The 19,050-nt window shown below is 31.6% G+C and carries 20 protein-coding genes; 13 read left to right on the top strand and 7 right to left on the bottom strand.

All coding sequences use genetic code 11. The features are described 5' to 3' along the window. Positions 1-60 precede the first annotated feature (60 nt). The 12 genes from MST30_RS11330 (at position 61) to MST30_RS11385 (ending at position 9,982) form a co-directional block, all read left to right on the top strand. Positions 61-930 (top strand): helix-turn-helix domain-containing protein, encoded by an 870-nt coding sequence (locus MST30_RS11330; protein ID WP_243471523.1) that lies wholly within the window; start codon positions 61-63, stop codon positions 928-930. Between the two features lie 94 nt (positions 931-1,024). Then, positions 1,025-1,594, top strand: coding sequence for an LbetaH domain-containing protein (locus tag MST30_RS11335; RefSeq protein WP_243471524.1), 570 nt, complete (start codon positions 1,025-1,027; stop codon positions 1,592-1,594). A 9-nt stretch (positions 1,595-1,603) separates the two neighbouring features. Further along, a complete protein-coding gene (locus tag MST30_RS11340) occupies positions 1,604-2,134 on the top strand; it encodes a cupin domain-containing protein (protein ID WP_243471525.1) in 531 nt (176 codons plus the stop codon). A 10-nt stretch (positions 2,135-2,144) separates the two neighbouring features. After that, positions 2,145-3,359, top strand: a complete 1,215-nt coding sequence (locus tag MST30_RS11345; protein WP_243471526.1) for an NAD(P)-dependent alcohol dehydrogenase — start codon at positions 2,145-2,147, stop codon at positions 3,357-3,359. A gap of 23 nt (positions 3,360-3,382) precedes the next feature. Continuing rightward, positions 3,383-4,240, top strand: a complete 858-nt coding sequence (locus MST30_RS11350) for an aldo/keto reductase (RefSeq protein ID WP_243471527.1) — start codon at positions 3,383-3,385, stop codon at positions 4,238-4,240. Positions 4,241-4,301: 61 nt separating this feature from the next. After that, complete coding sequence (locus MST30_RS11355; RefSeq protein WP_243471528.1) at positions 4,302-4,700, top strand: (R)-mandelonitrile lyase; 399 nt, start codon at positions 4,302-4,304, stop codon at positions 4,698-4,700. A gap of 3 nt (positions 4,701-4,703) precedes the next feature. Continuing rightward, positions 4,704-4,931: a tautomerase family protein gene (locus MST30_RS11360; protein WP_243471529.1), complete on the top strand. Its 228-nt coding sequence runs from the start codon at positions 4,704-4,706 to the stop codon at positions 4,929-4,931. A 9-nt stretch (positions 4,932-4,940) separates the two neighbouring features. Further along, a complete protein-coding gene (locus MST30_RS11365) occupies positions 4,941-5,309 on the top strand; it encodes a DUF2255 family protein (protein ID WP_243471530.1) in 369 nt (122 codons plus the stop codon). Then, a complete protein-coding gene (locus MST30_RS11370; RefSeq protein ID WP_243471531.1) occupies positions 5,310-6,218 on the top strand; it encodes a DMT family transporter in 909 nt (302 codons plus the stop codon). Positions 6,219-6,448: 230 nt separating this feature from the next. Further along, the gene (locus tag MST30_RS11375) at positions 6,449-8,158 is read left to right on the top strand and encodes a DUF4836 family protein (RefSeq protein WP_243471532.1); all 1,710 of its coding nucleotides are present in this window, start codon (positions 6,449-6,451) and stop codon (positions 8,156-8,158) included. A 41-nt stretch (positions 8,159-8,199) separates the two neighbouring features. Next, a complete protein-coding gene (locus tag MST30_RS11380) occupies positions 8,200-8,790 on the top strand; it encodes an ATP-binding cassette domain-containing protein (RefSeq protein WP_243471533.1) in 591 nt (196 codons plus the stop codon). A gap of 1 nt (position 8,791) precedes the next feature. Beyond that, complete coding sequence (locus MST30_RS11385; protein WP_243471534.1) at positions 8,792-9,982, top strand: transporter; 1,191 nt, start codon at positions 8,792-8,794, stop codon at positions 9,980-9,982. A 99-nt stretch (positions 9,983-10,081) separates the two neighbouring features. On the opposite strand, the gene MST30_RS11390 is transcribed toward MST30_RS11385, so the two are convergent. The 7 genes from MST30_RS11390 to MST30_RS11420 form a co-directional block, all read right to left on the bottom strand. Continuing rightward, positions 10,082-11,329, bottom strand: coding sequence for a S41 family peptidase (locus MST30_RS11390; protein ID WP_243471535.1), 1,248 nt, complete (start codon positions 11,327-11,329; stop codon positions 10,082-10,084). Between the two features lie 4 nt (positions 11,330-11,333). Further along, positions 11,334-12,458 (bottom strand): serine hydrolase domain-containing protein, encoded by a 1,125-nt coding sequence (locus MST30_RS11395; RefSeq protein WP_243471536.1) that lies wholly within the window; start codon positions 12,456-12,458, stop codon positions 11,334-11,336. A 12-nt stretch (positions 12,459-12,470) separates the two neighbouring features. Beyond that, the gene (locus tag MST30_RS11400; RefSeq protein WP_243471537.1) at positions 12,471-13,076 is read right to left on the bottom strand and encodes a DUF3575 domain-containing protein; all 606 of its coding nucleotides are present in this window, start codon (positions 13,074-13,076) and stop codon (positions 12,471-12,473) included. A gap of 279 nt (positions 13,077-13,355) precedes the next feature. After that, a complete protein-coding gene (locus tag MST30_RS11405; protein ID WP_243471538.1) occupies positions 13,356-14,216 on the bottom strand; it encodes an SDR family oxidoreductase in 861 nt (286 codons plus the stop codon). Positions 14,217-14,228: 12 nt separating this feature from the next. Continuing rightward, a complete protein-coding gene (locus MST30_RS11410; RefSeq protein WP_243471539.1) occupies positions 14,229-15,305 on the bottom strand; it encodes a serine hydrolase domain-containing protein in 1,077 nt (358 codons plus the stop codon). 97 nt (positions 15,306-15,402) lie between these two features. Next, positions 15,403-17,178 carry a helix-turn-helix domain-containing protein gene (locus MST30_RS11415; RefSeq protein WP_243471540.1) on the bottom strand — a complete coding sequence of 592 codons (1,776 nt, stop codon included), beginning with the start codon at positions 17,176-17,178 and terminating at the stop codon, positions 15,403-15,405. Positions 17,179-17,791: 613 nt separating this feature from the next. Further along, positions 17,792-18,487 (bottom strand): hypothetical protein, encoded by a 696-nt coding sequence (locus MST30_RS11420; protein ID WP_243471541.1) that lies wholly within the window; start codon positions 18,485-18,487, stop codon positions 17,792-17,794. A 369-nt stretch (positions 18,488-18,856) separates the two neighbouring features. Here MST30_RS11420 and MST30_RS11425 point away from each other — a divergent pair, with 369 nt between their 5' ends. Continuing rightward, positions 18,857-19,024: a hypothetical protein gene (locus MST30_RS11425; RefSeq protein WP_243471542.1), complete on the top strand. Its 168-nt coding sequence runs from the start codon at positions 18,857-18,859 to the stop codon at positions 19,022-19,024. Positions 19,025-19,050 lie beyond the last annotated feature (26 nt).

Raw genomic sequence — 19,050 nt, forward strand, 5'->3', positions numbered from 1 at the left:
TTGTTAAAAGACCGTTAAAGTGATGTTAGGTTTTAGGTTTGAATTTCTTAACTTTGCTTTATGGAAGTAAAAACACAACGTTCGGTATCGCCTTTTAATAGTGAGTTAAAGTTAAAAGGCTTTAATGTCTTTAGAATTGAAGAAGATAGTAGTGCTACTAAAATTTACAGTCGTAAAGATTTTTATAAAATTTGTCTGACTACAGGTAAGAGTATAATCCATTATGCAGATAGAAGTTACGAGCAAGAAGGAACTATTCTCTTTTTTGGAAATCCGCATGTACCATATTCTTGGGAAACACTTTCTACAACATATGTAGGTTACACGTGTTTGTTTTCTGAAGAATTTTTGCAATTATCTGAGCGTACCGATAGTTTGTTGCAATCACCTTTGTTTAAATTAGGTGGCACACCTGTTTTAAAAATAACTGAAGAACAGCGTTTGTTTCTGAATGGTGTCTTCGAGAAAATGATGCAAGAACAACAAACAGATTATTCCTTTAAAGATGATTTAATCAGAAATTATATTCAGTTAATTCTACATGAAGCTATGAAACTTCAGCCTTCAGAACAAGATGAAAAACACGCAAATGCTGCTTCTCGTTTAACATCAGTGTTTTTAGAACTTCTAGAACGTCAATTTCCTATTGAAACTGCAGATTCACCATTAAAACTTACCACAGCACAACAATATGCAGACCAATTATCTGTTCATGTTAACTATTTAAATCGTGCTGTAAAATCAGTTACAGGAAAGTCTACTTCTACGCATATTACAGAACGAATAGTTAACGAAGCTAAAGCGTTGTTGCAACACACCAATTGGAATGTTAGTGAGGTTGGTTATGCTTTAGGTTTCGAATATCCTACGTACTTCAATAACTTCTTTAAAAAACAAACAGGCTTAACACCAAAAACGGTTAGAGTTTAATTTGGTTTGAATTTTATAATTTTTGATTTGATTTTCGTTATCCGGTAATAGGTTAGCGAAAGTATCTTTGTGCCATAGATTTTAAGATGAAAATATGAGTACAGAAAAAACCAATACTATTTTTGATAGAATACTTTCAGGAGAAACAGTTTCTTTTAATGACTCTGAGTATGATCAGCTTCACCTGCAATCAGAACGAGCTATTAGTATTTTGGTAGATTTAAATGCTTCTAAAACTCTAGATAATATCCGAAAACACTTAAGTGAACTTACTCAAAGTAAAGTAGATTCTAGTACAACTTTATTTACACCTTTTAGTATTAATTATGGTAAGAATCTAAAGTTGGGTAAAAATATCTTCATAAACCAAAACTGTCAAATCTTAGATTTAGGTGGTGTTACTATTGATGATGATGTAATGGTAGGGCCAAGAGTTAATCTTTTATCCGAAACACATCCTGTAGAGCCAGAATCTAGAAAAGCATTGATAGGAAAACCAATTCATATCAAAACAGGAGCTTGGATTGGTGCAGGATCAACAATTTTGTCAGGTGTAACTGTTGGTGAGCATGCTATTGTTGCAGCAGGTGCTGTGGTGTCAAAAGATGTTCCAGATAGAACCGTCGTTGCTGGTGTTCCTGCAAAAATTATTAAATCGATTTAAAAACTAAAAATGATGAAAAACACTACACTTGTATTAATTGCTTCAGTATTTTTTTGCTTTCAAAGTTGTAAAAAAGTAGAAAGCAATTCTAATACAGAAGAAACCAAAGAAGTAACCACAGCAAAAACTGAAAACAAAAATTATTCAGAAGATTTAGACTTCATTTTTCCAAAAGGTCAAAAAGGACCAGATAAGAACTTTACAGGTAATGTGTATAATTACGGAATTGTTATGGATTCAACATTAACCACAATAGTTGGTAATGTATATTTTGAACCAGGAGCAAGAAGTAATTGGCATACACATCCAGCTGGTCAAATTTTAGTTATTACTGATGGAGTTGGGTATCATCAAATTGAAGGAGAACCAATTCAAGTCATTAAAAAAGGAGATGCTGTTACTTGTCCACCAAATACAAGACATTGGCATGGAGCAAGTAAGGATAAAGGTCTTCAGCAAATGTACATTGTGCCAAATATTGAGAAAGGTATAGTCAATTGGATGGAACCAGTAACAGACGAGCAATACAATAACCTATAAACTTTTAGACATGAAGACTCAAGACAACCAAGAAAACAAAGGGCAATCTAGAAGAAATTTTATAAAGCAATCAGGTACTGTTGGAGCAGGAATGATGTTAATGGGATCAGTTCCACTATTTGCAAATTCAAAAAATTCAGAAGAAAAAGAAATTATAGACATGAGTAAAAATATAAAAACAAAAGGTTACGCAGCTAAAGACGAATCAGGTAAATTAAGTCCATGGGAATTTGAAAGAAGACCAGTAGGAGATGATGATATTTTAATCGATATCAAATTTGCAAGTATTTGTCATTCCGATATACATCAAGAAAAAGGGCATTGGGGAAAACAACAATATCCTCAAGTTCCAGGACATGAAATTGTTGGTGTCGTTGCTGCTGTAGGAAAAAATGTAACCAAATTTAAAGTAGGAGATAGAGCAGGTGTTGGTTGTATGGTTGATAGTTGTATGGAATGTGAAAGTTGTACTCATGGTGAAGAACATTTTTGCGATAGAGGTCAAACTTTATTCACTTACGGAAATAAATCTGAAGCAGAGCCAACAGGAATTACTCAAGGTGGTTATTCAGATAAGATAGTTGTAAGAGATCATTTTGCGGTTCATATTCCAGATCACATCAATTTTGAAGAAGCTGCGCCACTTTTATGTGCTGGTATTACAACTTACTCGCCATTAATGAGAGCTCAATTTAAAGTAGGAGACAAAGTTGGTGTTGCAGGTATCGGTGGATTAGGGCATTTAGCAGTTAAAATTGCAGTGTCTAGAGGCGCAGAAGTTTATGCGTTTACAACAACACCAGATAAGGTAGAAGACATCAAATCTTGGGGCGTAAAAGAAGTTATTGTTGTAGATGATGAATTTAAAAACATGCAAGCCTACAATAAAACTTTAGATTATATGATTTCTACCATTCCGTATCAATTTAATGTGACGCCTTACGTTATGTGTTTAAAACCTGGCGGAACATTCACGTTTGTTGGTATGCCAGAAGGATCAGAAATCACAATTAACAACTTAATGTTAGCGTTTGCACGAGTTAATTTCAATGCATCATTAATTGGTGGTATTCCAGAAACTCAGGAAGTTGTTCACTATTGTGCCGATAATGGTATCAAACCAAGTATCGAAATTATTGATGCCAACCAGATTAACAATGCTTGGGATAAAGTGGTTAACAAAGAAGCAAGATACAGATACGTTATCGACGCTTCAACGTTTTAAAAAAGAATGAAAAAGAAAAAGAAATGATTACAAAAGAAACATATAAATTAAATAACGGAGTAGAAATTCCAAAAATAGGTTACGGAACTTGGATGATTGACAACGATGCTGTTGTTGATGCTGTAAAAACTGCAATTAACGTTGGTTACACGCATATCGATACAGCCCAAGCATACCAAAACGAAGAAGGTGTTGGTAAAGCGATTAAAGAAAGTGATGTAGCAAGAGAAGATTTGTTTGTAACAACAAAACTGGCAGCAGAAGTAAAATCTTATGATGAAGCTGTAAAATCGATAGACGAATCTTTAAAAACCATGGGCTTAGACTACATAGATATGATGATTATTCATAGTCCAAAACCTTGGCAAGAATTTCAAAACGAAGACAGATATTTTGAAGGAAACTTAGAAGCTTGGAAAGCTTTAGAAGAAGCTTACGAGGCAGGAAAACTAAAAGCTATCGGAGTTTCAAACTTCAAAAAAGAAGATTTAGATAACATTTTAGAAAATGCAAAAGTAAAGCCACAAGTCAATCAAATTTTAGCGCACATCACAAACGTGCCAACAGATATGATTGAGTATGCTAAATCTAAAGACATTTTAATTGAGGCATTTTCACCATTAGGACATGGCGAATTATTCAAAAATGAAGAAGTGAAAGCAGTAGCAGAAAAATACGGAGTTTCTGTACCGCAATTAGCAATTAGATACGATTTACAATTAGGCTTATTACCATTACCTAAAACACAAACGCCAGACCATATGAAATCTAATACAGAAGTAGATTTTGAAATTTCTGTAGAAGACATGGAAAAACTAAATAATCTAGAAGAAATCAAAGATTACGGAGAAGCAAGTAACTTCCCAGTATTCGCAAAATAAATTAAAATGCATCTTTAGAAGATGCATTTTTTAGTATTAAAAAAATTAAAAAGAAAACATTATGAAAATTACAAGAAACGGCGAATTGCCATCAATGAAAGGTCCAGAAGATTGGTTTACAGGAGATGTAATCGTAGATCCATTATATCAAAACGTAGAAAACGTAACAAAAGGCGCAGCATCTTTAGTAACTTTTTCACCAGGAGCAAGAACCGCATGGCATACACATCCAGCAGGACAAACTTTAATCGTACAATCAGGTTTAGGATGGGTACAAAAAGAAGGCGGACCAATTGAAGAAATCAAACCAGGAGACATCATTTATTTTGAACCTAACGAGAAACATTGGCATGGCGCTTCAGCAGAAAAAGCAATGAGTCACATAGCTGTTCAAGAAGAAGTAAATGGTGAAGTAGTAACGTGGTTAGAGCATGTTACAGATGATCAATATAAAAAATAAACCATGCCACATTTTCAAATAAAATTGCTTGAAGGAAAATCTGAAGAGCAGAAGCAAAAACTAACAGAAGAAGTCATAAAAGCAGCACAAAGTGTTGTTGGTTTTGGTGAAGAATCATATTCTGTTTCTATAGAAGAGTATACGCTTAATGAATGGAAAACAAAGGTTTATCCAAACGATATTATGGCAAAAGAAAAAGTGCTTTACAAAAAACCTGGATATAAGTTTTAAATAATATAAATGATGAAAGAATTAGACAATCAAGCAATAGAAATGATTTCCGAAAGGAATGATTTTCATATTGCGCCTTACAGAGAAGATGGCGAAACTTTTGGAACACTTACTTGGATTTGGGTTGTTGAGGTAGAAGGTAGTCTTTATGTTAGGGCTTACAATGGCGTAAATTCAAGATGGTATAAGTCGGCTTTATCTCAAAAAGCAGGAAAAATTAAATCTAATGGTACTGAGTTTAAGGTTCAGTTTCAACCTATTTCAGGTGAAATAAATGATAAGATTGACGAAGCTTACAGAGTGAAATACAGTAGTAGTCCGTATTTACAATCTATGATAAGCGATAGGGCAAAAGCAGCAACAGTGAAAGTTTTTTAGATGAAAGAAAAACAACAGGGATTATTAGCGGTTTTAACAGCTAATACAATTTTTGGATTAAATATTCCTGTAACTAAAGCTTTGATGGACACTTGGATGACACCTATGGGTTATACCGTAATTAGGATGTTTTTCGGTGTCCTCATTTTTTGGTTTATAGGTCTATTTTTATCAAAAGAAAAAGTAGATAAAAAAGATTTTCCAATAATTCTTATTGGAGGATTAATGGGATTTATTGGAACACAATTTTTGTTTTCCCAAGCATTGCAATATACATCACCAGTCACTTTTTCTTTGTTAATGGCGCTTACTCCCGTGGTAGTATTAGCACTATCTACTATTTTTTTAAAAGAAGTAGTATCAGCAAAAAAGATAATAGGTATTCTCACTAGTATTACAGGAGCTGTTCTAATTATCGTTTTAGGTGATTCGGATGGTAGCGAATCGGGTTATGCATTTTTAGGCTTACTGTACTCAGTTTTATGTGTGCTGTGTTATGCTGGTTATTTGGTTATGACAAGAAAAGTGTCTATGAAATATCAACCAGTTACTATTGCCAAATGGATGTTTTTAGTATCTGCTCTTATTGCGTTTCCTTTTAGTTTTTCTGAATTAGACCATCAGGTTATTTTTTCTGGTGAATCAAATCTCATGGCTTATTCTTTCTTAGCATTTGCACTATTGTTTTCTACGACTTTGGCGTTTTTCTTAATGCCGTATGCACTAAAAAGATTAGAGGCGAGCACAGTAAGTATCTTTATGAACCTACAGCCTATTATTGCATCTATAGTTGCTGTTGTGGTAGGGCAAGACTACTTTACTTGGGATAAACCATTTGCTATTTTGTTGGTTGTTTTAGGTGTTTACTTAGTGACTCAGAATAAATCTAGGATAGCAAGGAACGCTTAAAATAATAAGCGGATTGTTCTTATTAATATTGATTAGATTTTATTTATGGTTAATAGCTTTTAAGATTACTTTCTTTTTATATCTTTAAAGTCCCTTAAAAGCTTTTTCTAGTTTAATTTTTATAATCCTTTTAATTGTAATGAAAGAGGTAAAATAGCCTCTTGTAATTTCAAATGAAAAAGACTTATATTAAGATTAATTAAATTCAACCAAAATAAACCACTATTAAAATGAAGCTATTGCCAATCCATCAACAAATTAAAACCATAACTTATTGCCTGTTATTGGTCTTGCTAGCGTCTTGCAGCAGTTCGCCAGAAAGCTTAAAAACAATACCAGAGAACACAAATGCAGTTGCCGTTATAGATGTATTTTCACTTTACAAAAAAGGAAACCTCAAGGATTTAGAGGATCTTGAGTTTTTTAAAGCATTTCAAAAGGAAATACGAAATGAAGATAAAAAGGTAGCTAGATTTATAGATGATCTTAAAGAAGACCCAACAATGTCTGGTATAGACTTTACAAAAGATGTCTTTTTGTACTACATCGAAGAAGCTTCGGACGAAAAGTTCTTTTGTGTATCACTAGACCTAAAAAGCGAAGAAAAGTTTGTTGAGTTTTTAGAAGATTTATTAGATAAAGGTGGTGTAGATTTTGATGTAGAGGAAGAAGACCTTTATAAATATCTTATTGTAAAAAATGAAGTAGCTTTTGCTTGGGATAGTAAGAAAGCGGTAATGTTAACTGCTGAAAATTGGTCTAGTAGAGAAAATCTAGACCTTGAGGTAGAGGCTTTATTTGAGCTAAAAGGAAATAAACAGATAAGTGCAAATAAAGAGTTTATGTCTTTTTACGGTAACAAAAAAGATATCAACTTTTGGATGTCTTCAAATTTATTTGAGTCTAACTACTATTTTAAAGACTTAGGAAAAGAATTAGATGTAGATTTAAAGGATAACTATATTTCTGCATATTTAGAATTTGAAGATGACCGTATCAGTCTTCAAGGTAAAATGTTTCCTAACGAAGAAGTGAAAGAAATGTTGAAAAAAGACAATATTTGGAATCATGATTTTAATACATCTATTTTAAACTATTTACCTAAGCAGAGTTTTGCAAGTGCCGCAATGTCTTTTGACACTTCAGAGTATTATAAACTAATGCAAGAAGAAGGAGATATAGATAAAGTTGAAAAAGAATTTGAAAAAGAAATGGGTTTTGAGTTAGAAGATTTTTTTGAAAGCTTAAATGGCTCAGTAATGTTTAATCTTTCTAACATTGAAGAAACCACATACGAGTATGAAACCTATAAAATGGTCTATAATGAAAATAAGACTAGACGTTACAATGCTTTAAATAATGAATATTATTACGAAGGTGGTTATGAATATAAGGATACTACTGAAACCAGAACAACCACACTACCAATAATGTCTTTGGTGTTTGATATGAACACAGACAAATATTTAAAGAAAATCATAAACAAAATACCAGAAGATAAGATTGAAGACAAAGATGATTATTACGAAGTAAAATTAGATAGATCATATTCTGGGTATTTTGCTTTTAATGATGATGTATGTTTGTTTACTAACGATAAAGCAAGTGTAAAAGCCTTTAAAGATGGTGGTTTAGGGTCTAACAGTTTGTCTAGTTCTTCAAAAGCATCAGATTTTTCAAAAGGAGGATATTATGGATACTTAAATCTAAATTATGATGAATATCCAAAAGAGATAAAGAAGCTATTAAAAGATAAGCAGAGTGATAAAGAAGAAGAAATGTTTAATATCTGGACAGATTTTGCAAGAGGTGTTGAGGTGAAAATGATAGATAATTTCACCATGGAATTTAATCTTGAAACCAAAGACAATAATAAAAACAGTTTGCAGCTACTACTAGAGCTTATAGATGAAAGTTTTGAAAGCTATTCTTCACTGTAAGTCTTATGCAAATACGTTTAAGCAATTTAAAACCAACTTATATGTCAGAAGCAGAATTATCTGGTTCTGACATATATTTACAAAAGGAAGTGGTTTTTCAAAAAGGTCAGAGGTATTTACTCAAAGCCAACTCTGGCCATGGCAAGTCTTCTGTCTTAAACTTTATCTATGGCAGCAATTTTAACTACACAGGAGAGGTTTCATACAGCATTGAGGAAACTTCTATATTTAACCTTCGCAAAACAGAAATAAGCTACGTTTTTCAAGACTTTAAGTTGTTTCCAAGTTTAACGCTTTTTGAGAATATCCAGTTAAAAAATAAATTAACACACTATAAATCTACCGAGCAAATAGATGCATTAATTGAAAAAATGCAATTAACCCATAGACGCGATAGTCTGGTTGGTACGCTATCTCTAGGTCAGCGCCAAAGAGCTGCTGTAATTAGAGCGTTGTGTCAACCTTTTAGTTTTTTATTGCTCGATGAGCCTTTCAGCCATTTAGACAATTCTAATATTAAAATTATTATAGAAATTTTAAACAAAGAATTAGAGGAAAGGCAAGCAGCGGTAATTATTACAGCATTAGACAATTTACCTTTTTTTGAATTTGATAAAACCATAAATCTTTAGTATGCTTATTAAACTTCAAAAGAAGACACTTGTCAAAATTCAATTAATAGGGTATGTTATAACCTTGTTTATAGGTGTTTTTATTGTGCTAACAACACAGCAATTGTATCAGGATGTAAAACCATTACTATCAGAGCAAACAGACGTGTTTAGTGATAAATCTGCAGTAATAAGTAAAGAGGTCTCCGTATTTAAGAGTGTAAATAAAGATCGAATTTACTTTTCTTCAGAAGAGATAGAAGAATTAAAATCTCAACCTTTTATAAAAGATGTTTCTATTTTTAATAATGCGGATTTTAGGATAAAAGCGTACTCTAATCAGTCAGAAAACATTCCGTTATTTCAAACAGATTTGTTTTTTGAGAGTATTCCAGATGATTATATAGATGTAAAAACGGAAGATTGGGTTTGGGCAGAAAATGATGAGGTTGTACCTATAATAATTCCAGAGAATTACCTAAAACTGTACAATTTTGGTTTTGCCGAAAGCCAAGGATTACCTGTGTTATCTAAAAATACCATCTCGCAAATTACCTTTAATTTAAAAGTGTCTGGCAACTTTAGTAGTGAAGTTTTTAAGAGTAGGATAGTAGGGTTTTCTAATAAGATTAATTCTATTTTAGTGCCAGAAACCTTTTTAGAATATGCTAACACTAAATTTGGGCGTTCTAATAAATCTAGAATTAGTAGACTGTTGGTTACATTTAATAATCCTACCGACGAAAGAATTCTACAGTTTTTTAATGAAAACAATTATTCCATCAACAAAGATAAATTAGAGTTTAGCAAACTTTCTTTTTTCTTCAATTCAGCATTGGTATTCGTAATCGCTATTGCGATGATTATCCTTGTGCTTTCTATCGCTTTTATTTTATTAAGCTTTAATTTAATAATACAGAAAAACAAAGCTATGATATCAAACCTTGGAGCCATTGGATATACCCATAAATCAATAGCAAAATTTTACCAAGTCGTTATATCTGGAGCAACTTTGATAGCTATTATTCCTGCAATTATTTTAAGTATTTATGTGCGTAACTTATACTTAGACCGATTAGAGACCTTATTTGAATTTTCAGAAGGAAGTAGTTTCATAACCGCTTTGGGTATTGCTACTCTTGTAGTACTCTGTGTGCTTTACAGCATTATTATTTTAAATAAAGTTAAGGCAATTGTTTTGCCAAAACGATAGTTAGTGACATTAGAATAAGCTTTAAGATTACCACACTATATATAATTAAATTTGACTATTTAGTGCTGATTAATTTATACTTCAATAGGTAACAAGATTTTAAAATCTATTTATTAATACTTTCAAAACAGTATCTATATTATTAAACAAATCATTCTCTTTTTGATTAATAATTATATCTGGTTGAAGTGCGGTATTTGCCTTGTCTGATAACCTAAATAATCTTTTAGAATAGGTAATTACCAATTTTGAACTAGGTAGAGTAAAGCTATCCATATCTTGATAACCATTAGGATTAGATCCAGTAGGCTGGCCAACTAATTTTGCGTTTAATAATTGTTTGAAAAGTGCTGCATTACTTGTACCTGCCGAAAACGTTTTATTGCTTGTTAATACAAATACACCATTTTTCCAATCTATAGAATCAGCAAGGTTTAATGCATAGGCCAAAACAACACCAACATATAAATCGCCACCACCATTATTGCGCATATCAATAACTATTTGTTCTGGTTGGTTTTTAGAAATATATTTCACCAATTTTCCTCCAAAAACTTGCATTTCTTCAAAGGTTGGATAGCTTTCAAAATTAATATATAAAGCTTTGGTGTTTTTTATGGGTGTAAACCATAAATAGGGAAAACTAGAATCGTTAGGCTTTGTTATTTCTGGGATACCAACCGTTAAATGAACAAAATCTGTTGTTTTGATTAATGAATCTGTATCTATAGCAGTAAGCGTTGCTTTAATTTTTTGATTATTTGTATCCAGAAATGTAAATACTGCCTGATGTTCTTTTTTAGTAATATGAAGTGTATAGAGTAATTCGCTAATATTTATATATTCACCAGTTCTTACAATTTGTGAGTGTTCGTTTTCTACAAACTGTGCGGTTTCAGAAACTTTTGTTGAAAGTTCTTCAATAGGAACATCATCAATAGCCACCAATGATAATTTTAACAAGTTACTGTGCTCGTTACTTACTTTTACTACACGCCATTTATCATCAATAAATTTTACTTCAAAAGGAAAACGATGTATTGGCATATTTCTTAAGGAAACCGAGGTATGTCCATCATTTACAAGCCTTGTTAAGTGCATGAGTTTAAGAATAATTTCAAAATCGTTTAATGTTTCAACATTTTTATAGATTTTATTCCACTCATTTTCAAACTCATCTTTTGTTACAGTATTGTATAAATCAATGTGTTTTTGCTCTAATGACTTTTTATAAATCTCAAGATCTTCTTTCCATTTGATTTTGTTTGGTGTTTGTGCAAATAAACCATTACTTGATAACAACACAGCAGCTAAAAAATTAATTGCAACTTTTAAAAATGAGTTCATAATTCTATTTGTTTTCTATTATTTTAAGTATGTCATAAACCAAAATCATTGCACTTTTAGAAGCCTCTAACTGATTTAACGTACCACAAATGTATGTGTCTAATTGAGGGCAATACCATAAAAAAGAAGCAGTAGCACCAGAATGACCAATAAGTTGTATGTCCGATTCTGTATCGGTTAACTCATCAATAGAAACTTTTCTTATTCCGAAGCCATATTCCATACCCTTAGTTTCATACACCCAATTTTGCATGGCTAATCGCGTTTCTTTCTTTATAATTTCATCATTGTTAAAAGCTTTTAAAAAAGTAATTAAATCATGAGCAGTTGAGACTAAACCGCCTCCTCCCCAATCTGCACTTAAGCTTTTGAGTGATGATAATTCGTATTGGCTAGCATAAAATTTATCTATTGGGAGTTCATTATCTATTGGAGATGATTTTAAGTTGACATATGATTCATTCATTTTTAAAGGTTGAAAAATATGTTGCGTAAAGAACTCATCTAAAGTAATTCCACTTACGTTTTCAATAATCAATGCTAAAAGTACATACTCAGTATCTGTATAATGATAGCCAGTGCCAGGAACAAAATGAGGTGTCATTTTTTCTTTGGTAAATTGTATCATTTCTTCGGCAGACCATAATTTATTAGTGTCCATCAATATTTGATTAATGATATTTGGACTTTCATCTTTAGTTTGATCTGTAAAATAATCTGGCAAACCAGAAGTATGCTGCAATAAATGGGCAATGGTTAAATCTTTTGAATAGTCTTTTTTACCTAAAACATGAAGATTGTTCATAATACTATCAGGTAAATATTGAGCGATAATATCTTCAAACTTTAGTTTGTTTTCATCCTTTAAAATACCGATTGCTACTGCGGTAAACATTTTAGTAATACTAGCTGTATAAAAAGGTTGATGCTCTACATCTATAAGATTACCTGCTGTCTTATTTTTATGAAGTGATATGTCTAAATTCTTAGATTTAGAATAGACCTTCAATATTGCATTATTTATGTTTTTAGCACTTGAGTATTGATTGAAAATAGAATCAATCTCTTCTTGTGCCAAACAAACTTGCAAGGTGAATAGGAAAAATATGAGCTGTATTAAATGTTTCATTTTTTGATTTCTTTAGAATGAATAGCCTATTGAAAACTCACCATAAAATGGATCTACAAAGTCATAATCATCTCTAAAATCTCTAACCATATCATTAACCTCATTTGTATTTGGGTTGCTGCTCCAATCTTCATTTGAGAAGCCGTAACCAAGAGCAAAAGTTAAGGTAAAACCACTCTTCCAAGCCCATTTTTTACCTGCATTAATACCATAACTTACATCTGGCATTGTAAAGTCAAAACTCGTGTCGTTAATCTTGCCTTTTCCATCAAATTGTCGGTATCTGCCATAAGCACCTACAAAATACGAATTCATTTGTTTATTAAAATGATAACGGTAATTCAATATAAATGAATATCCGCTAGATTCTATACGAGCGTCTGTGTAGGTTTTAGGAATGGCTTCATAATCAAAACGTGCCACAAAGCCATGTTTTTGATTATGCAAGTACTCATAGTTTACAGAGTAAATTCCAAAAGCTACTGCAGCTGGGCACATACTGATTGAGTGTTTAAACTCTGTTTGTGAGTTATTTGAATCTTCGGTTTCTTGTGCAAAAGTAAATACGGATAAGGACATTACTAAAGCTGTAATAATAATTTTAAAAGTAGTTTTCATTATTTGTTCGTTTTGATTTATAATTTGATAATGCAAAGATGTATCAGAAATGAAGGCTTATCGTCCTGAATTATGATTTCAAACCTTTTTATTTGTAATACTCAAATACTAGTTCATATTTCTGTAAGTGAGCGTTTTAAGGGTTGCGTTTTGCATTTAGGCAGAAGTCTCTAAAGATGTTTTATGGTCTACATCTTTGAGCCTAAGATGTGTTTTTAATAAGGTAATGAGAGATTCGAATTTAGATATCGTATTTTCATTTACTTTCTATTGAGTAATTCAAAGTTTTTTAGCTTCTTCTATGTAGAAATCTTTTAAATGATGGTTTCCATAGCTCTCCGCTATATTATCTTCGGCCATTAAAGTTAGAAAAAACTCTATTGGTCCATAGGTTTTGACGCTTGTGAAAGTTCTTAAAATCCAAATTGAAAACCGTCTAAGCCAATCTGGGAAATGCGTGATTTTTACAGGTTTGTTTAAAGCTTCAAGAGCGAGTTTGCTAATATCATTAAGGCTTAAAACATCTGGGCCACCTATTGTTTGTTCTTTATTTTTATCGTCTAAATTATTTACAATAGCTCTTGCTAAATCTTCACCATGGATAGGGTTGAATTTTTGATTGCCAGATCCAAACAAATAGACACGACCAGATTTTGCCATTTGCAAAAAATCTTTCATATCTGAGAAAAAACCATTAGGTCTTACTATCGTGTAGTTTAATCCCGAAGATTTTAAAGCATCTACAAACTTTTCTTTGGCTTCAAATATTTTTAAATTACGGTGTTTATCTCCATTAATTGCAGAAACGTAAACAAAATGCTTTACACTAGCTTTTTTAGCTTCTTCAAGTAAATTTATATTGGCTTTATAGTCTACATCCCGATAGGTTAACCCATCTTTTTGCCTTGTAATACCAATCGTTGATATTACTGTGTCGATCCCTTTACATATGTCTCTTAAGGTTTCGGGTTTTGTAACTTCGGCTTGTTTTATTTCTAAATAGTCTTCGTTATTATTTTTTATTCTACTTGGTTGACGAGCAATGGCTAAAACTTGATTGTGATTTTCAATTAAAATCTTTAATAAATAACCGCCTAAATAACCTGTGGCTCCTGCTAACAATACGTTGGTATGTTTCATTATTTAAAAATTTTAATTAAACTCGTTTGTTAATAATTGCTCTATAATAGTATTACGTTGTAACCCTGTATTATCCTGCTTGTTGCTTAAAATTACAATTGTTGAGTCGTATTCTGGAATAAAACCAATCATGCTCCAAAAGCCATTAATATCTCCACCATGCCAATACATTGTGGTATTGCCTTCTTGAGTAGTGAACCAGCCTAAACCAAAATCAAGATATCCATTTGGTACATCTTGGGCAAATATTTCGGTTTTTTCGACTTCGGTAAACCAATTTGTTTTTACAGCGTTAATCCAAGTTTCCATATCATTTGGGCTACTGCTGAAGTCTCCTGCACCAAATGCAATAGTCATAGGGTAGGTGCTATTTGAGTTGCCGTTTAAATAACCTTGAGCATGAGTATTAATGTTAATCATATCAGCACCTTTATAAGAATTAGTCATGTCTAGCGGATTAAAAATTTTCTGCTGTATGTATTGATGGTATGGTAGTTCTGATAATTCTTGCACTAATAAAGCTGCAATAAGATAGTTTGAGTTACTATACTGCTTGTTAGTACCTGGTGTAAAATTGAGTCCGTTTTCTGCAATTAAATTTGTTATAACATTATAAATATCTGCTTCGTCTAATGTTTGCCCTTCTTCGAAAGCTTGTTCTACTACAAGCTGATAATCTGGGATACCAGATTGATGTGACAATAATTGGGCAATGGTTATTTGATTTCCGTTTGGAAATTCGGTGTCAAATTCATCTAAAGTTTGATTAAAACTATTGATTAGACCATCACGTTTTAATTGCACAATAGCTGCCGCAGTCAAAGTTTTGGTAACAGAACCTATGCGATAAGCAAGGTTGAAATCTTGAGGTAATTCAGTACTTTCATTTGCCAATCCGAAGCCCTGTCTTACTAAATCATTTCCGTTTTTAGTTACAATGGCATAGCCTTGAAAATTAATTTCATTCAATAGGTTTTCTAAGGTTGTATAGTTGTTAGGTTGGGTGTTGTCATCATCCTTGGAGCAAGATGTGAAAAGTATTAGGCTAGCTACTATAAATGTTGGTAATAATTTGTGTAAAGTTGTCATAACTGTTCGTGTATTGATTATTAATTTGAATGCAAAGATTCATTAGATTAACAAAGCAATCGTTCTAAATTATAATCTGAAACGAACTAATGATGATTTACAATGTATTGGCTTTTAACCAGGCTTTAGGTGTTGTGTCTTCTATTTTTTTAAAATAGGTATTGAATACACTTTTAGAATTAAAGCCACTATCAAAAGCCAATCCGAGAATAGTGAGGTGCGAATTCTTAGGGTCTACGGCTATGGTTTTAAAGTGATTTAGACGATAGGAGTTAACAAAATCATTGAAATTGATATTAAAAGCTTGATTGATCAAGTACGATATTTTATTTGTATTCAATCCTAAAACATCTGCAACAAATTTTAAACTTAATTGCGGATTTAAAAAAGGTTCTTCTTCTTTAAAATAGGTAAGCAACTCTTCTTTTAAAACTTCTATTTGATTTTTATCTAAAATGTTTGAAGTTGATTTGTCTTCTTCTTTAGTTGTTTTAACATCTTCAATAAGCAGATTAGACTGATGTAGATCTGTAAATCCTATTGTGTTGTGTAAAGGTTGTAAAAAAGGCTCTTGCCTAAAGTTTATAATTTGACCACGTCTTTGGTTAATCATTTCTTTTAACTTAGAAAAACCAAGCTCTTTCTGGTTAGAATTACTTAGAATAAATACATCATAAGGAACGATTAAAGTTTCTTGGTTATCAAGCTCTGACCATTTTTTTATGATTTCATCAGGAACTTTGATATGCTTTTCATTAATAATTTTGAATAATAGATTTTTCTCTTCTATCAATGATGTATTGTGTATAAATTCTTCGAATTGCTGTTTTTTGTTTAACCATATTAAACAAAAGCATTTTAAATGATGTGCTAGTTCTAATTCTGGATTAAGTGTTAATGCATAGTTTATATTTTCTAAGGCCTTGTTAAATTGTCGTTGATAGTAATATATGTGAGCTATTGTGTAATGATTATTAGCAGAAAGAGGATCAACTTCTAGCAATTTCTTGGCATATAATAAGGCTTCATCAAAAAAACCAAGAGCAATGAACAATTCTGCCATGGCTTCTAAACCATCAATATGATTTGGATTAATATCTAAGACTTTATTAATATGGATGTATGCATTTTTAAAATCCCATTCCTCCCAGAAAAATTTACCTACAAAAGATAAAGGATACTCTGGCAAAGAGGTATCTATTTCTTTTGCTATTAAAAGGTTACTAATAGCTAAGTTCATAGCTTCTTGATATGGCATGTAGCCCCACATTGCCAGTAAGCCATAACATTGTAGATTGGCATAGTAGGCCTTAGCATATTGCTTATCAAGAGCAATTGCTTGATTATAAAATGAAATTGCTTGGTTTATACTTTCTGGTGTCCATTTTAATTGTAATGAGCGTCCTTTTAAAAATAATTGATAGGCATCAATATTGTCTGTTGGCTGTTTTATCAAGTGGTCTTGCACTTCAAAATGTCCAAAATTATTTCGAACTTCATCTGCTATGGCTAAACTAATTTCATCTTCTAAGTCGAAAATATTTATCAGTTCTCTGTCGTACTTTTTAGACCAATAGTGAATCCCTTCTTTAACATCTATTAACTGGGCTGTTATTCTAACTTTTTCTTGAGACTTTTTTATACTGCCTTCAAGAATTGTATTTACACTTAACTGCTTGCCGATATCTCTGATGTCAATATCCTTTCCTTTAAAGGCAAATGAAGAGGTCCTTGCAATAACTTTTAGCCCCTTTATTTTGGTTAGGGCATTTATGATTTCTTCGGTGATACCATCACAGAAAAATTCGTTGTCAATGTCGTTACTAATATTAACAAACGGTAATACAGCTATGGATTTAGAGTTGATTTTCAATTAGGGTGTTACAATGAAATGATTTACGTCTCGAAATTAAATAATTTGGTAAAATCTAAAGGCAATTTAAGTAAGCAATTTTTTATAAGAATAAAATTAATGTAATAATTGCTTAATTGGAATGCAGCTTTCAACGATTCTTGCTTCTTCACCCGAAAGATCAATATATTGCTTTATACCCTGTACAATCTCGTTAAACACGCTTCTTTTGTTTTAATACGTTTAAAAGTAACTAAATCATAAATATTATACATAAAAAAACGGTTTAGAGTGAACTAAACCGTTGATTTTGTGTAATTTAAAAATTTGTAGCGAGGACGAGATTTGAACTCGTGACCTCTGGGTTATGAATTAAATCAAGTTATTTTAATTACTTGATAATCAATTAATTTTGATTGATAAATTTTTAAATTGTGTTCCAAATCGTGTTCGGCTTGTGTTCACAAATTTATACTCTAAAAGTAATAAAATTTTATCAAATTTATTTAGCTTACTTATAATGGTTTACCAAAGATGTTGAATCTAAACTTTTACTTTTCTTTAAGAAAGAATTATTAAAAATAAAGACATTTGGTGTGGGTAGGTAAACTTTAAAGATGAATCAAGATTAAACCTATTTATGGATGTACTTTTTTATGATGTATTTCGTAATTGATTTTAAAGTTTTTCCTGTTTCTGGATGACGACCATAATCGGTGAAAAATTCATATTCTTTATTTTTATTCTTACCATACCAAACACGCTCAGAACCATCACTGTTAAAAAATTGATAGCTAGAGTCTGGTTGAATTTTTCTGAAATTATCGATTCGTTCCTGTTTGTAAACCTTTAAGTCACTTAGTTTGTATTTATTTAAATCCAACTCTACTTCCTCATAGTGGTCTATTTTCCAAATCATAAATTTAGGTTCATTATTACTCATGAATAATAAAACTGTTATTAATACAGCAGCTATTGTAATGAATACAAATAGATAAATTTTCTTCAGACCTGTTTTTTTATTTTCTTTTTCAACTGTAGGCTGATCTACTGTTTCTTTTGATTTAATAAAGTCCTTATAGTCTTTAAAGCCTAAATATTTGCATAGCCCATTGATAGTTTCAATTCTAGAAATATTTATTTGCTCATCATCAAGTGCCTTATTGTAATAATTTCTGAGTGTTCTAGAATTGGTTGAATTCTTGAGGTCTTCTGTTAAAAATGTGGCAATATGTTCTGATATAGAATTAATAGATGGATGATTTGATCCATTTTTTATTAATATTTCTTCACCATTTTTAAAGGCTTCAAGTATTAATTCTTTATGCATGATAGGTTGATTGTTAGTTGCATTAAAATTAAAAATTTAAGTAGGAAAAGTGTGTGAAATTCTTTTCCAATTTGTTTCCATACCTTTTCCAGACTCTTTCCAATATACGTCAAAATATCTTTTTTCATTTGTATCAGAATTGATTGCCACCTTAGGCGTAATAAGGTTTACGAAAATCAATTCTAATTAATGGAGTAGCAAGGTGAAATAGCATTGCTATTTGGGAAGTAACAATTCTTTTTACTTCTGCTCTCCATACTTCCCAACGAAGAGGTCACTCTTCAAAATTTAGTCTGTGTTGCTGTGCTATAAATAGTCCGAAAATATCGGATAGCAACACTATTGTCAAATTTTAAAATCATTAACAAAATGAAAAAAATATCTGTAATTCTGTTTACGGTTTTCCTCAATATGGCTTTCTTTTCATGTAATCCTGAGAGCATAACCGATGAAGTAATACCACAAGCTTGCTGTGGTGAAGATGGAGAAATACCACCACCGCCACCGCCACCACCTCCAACGGGTTCTGGTGATTAATAGGAAATAGTTTTTAAATTTGAGGA

The organism is Winogradskyella sp. MH6, assembly GCF_022810765.1.
Lineage (GTDB): Bacteria > Bacteroidota > Bacteroidia > Flavobacteriales > Flavobacteriaceae > Winogradskyella.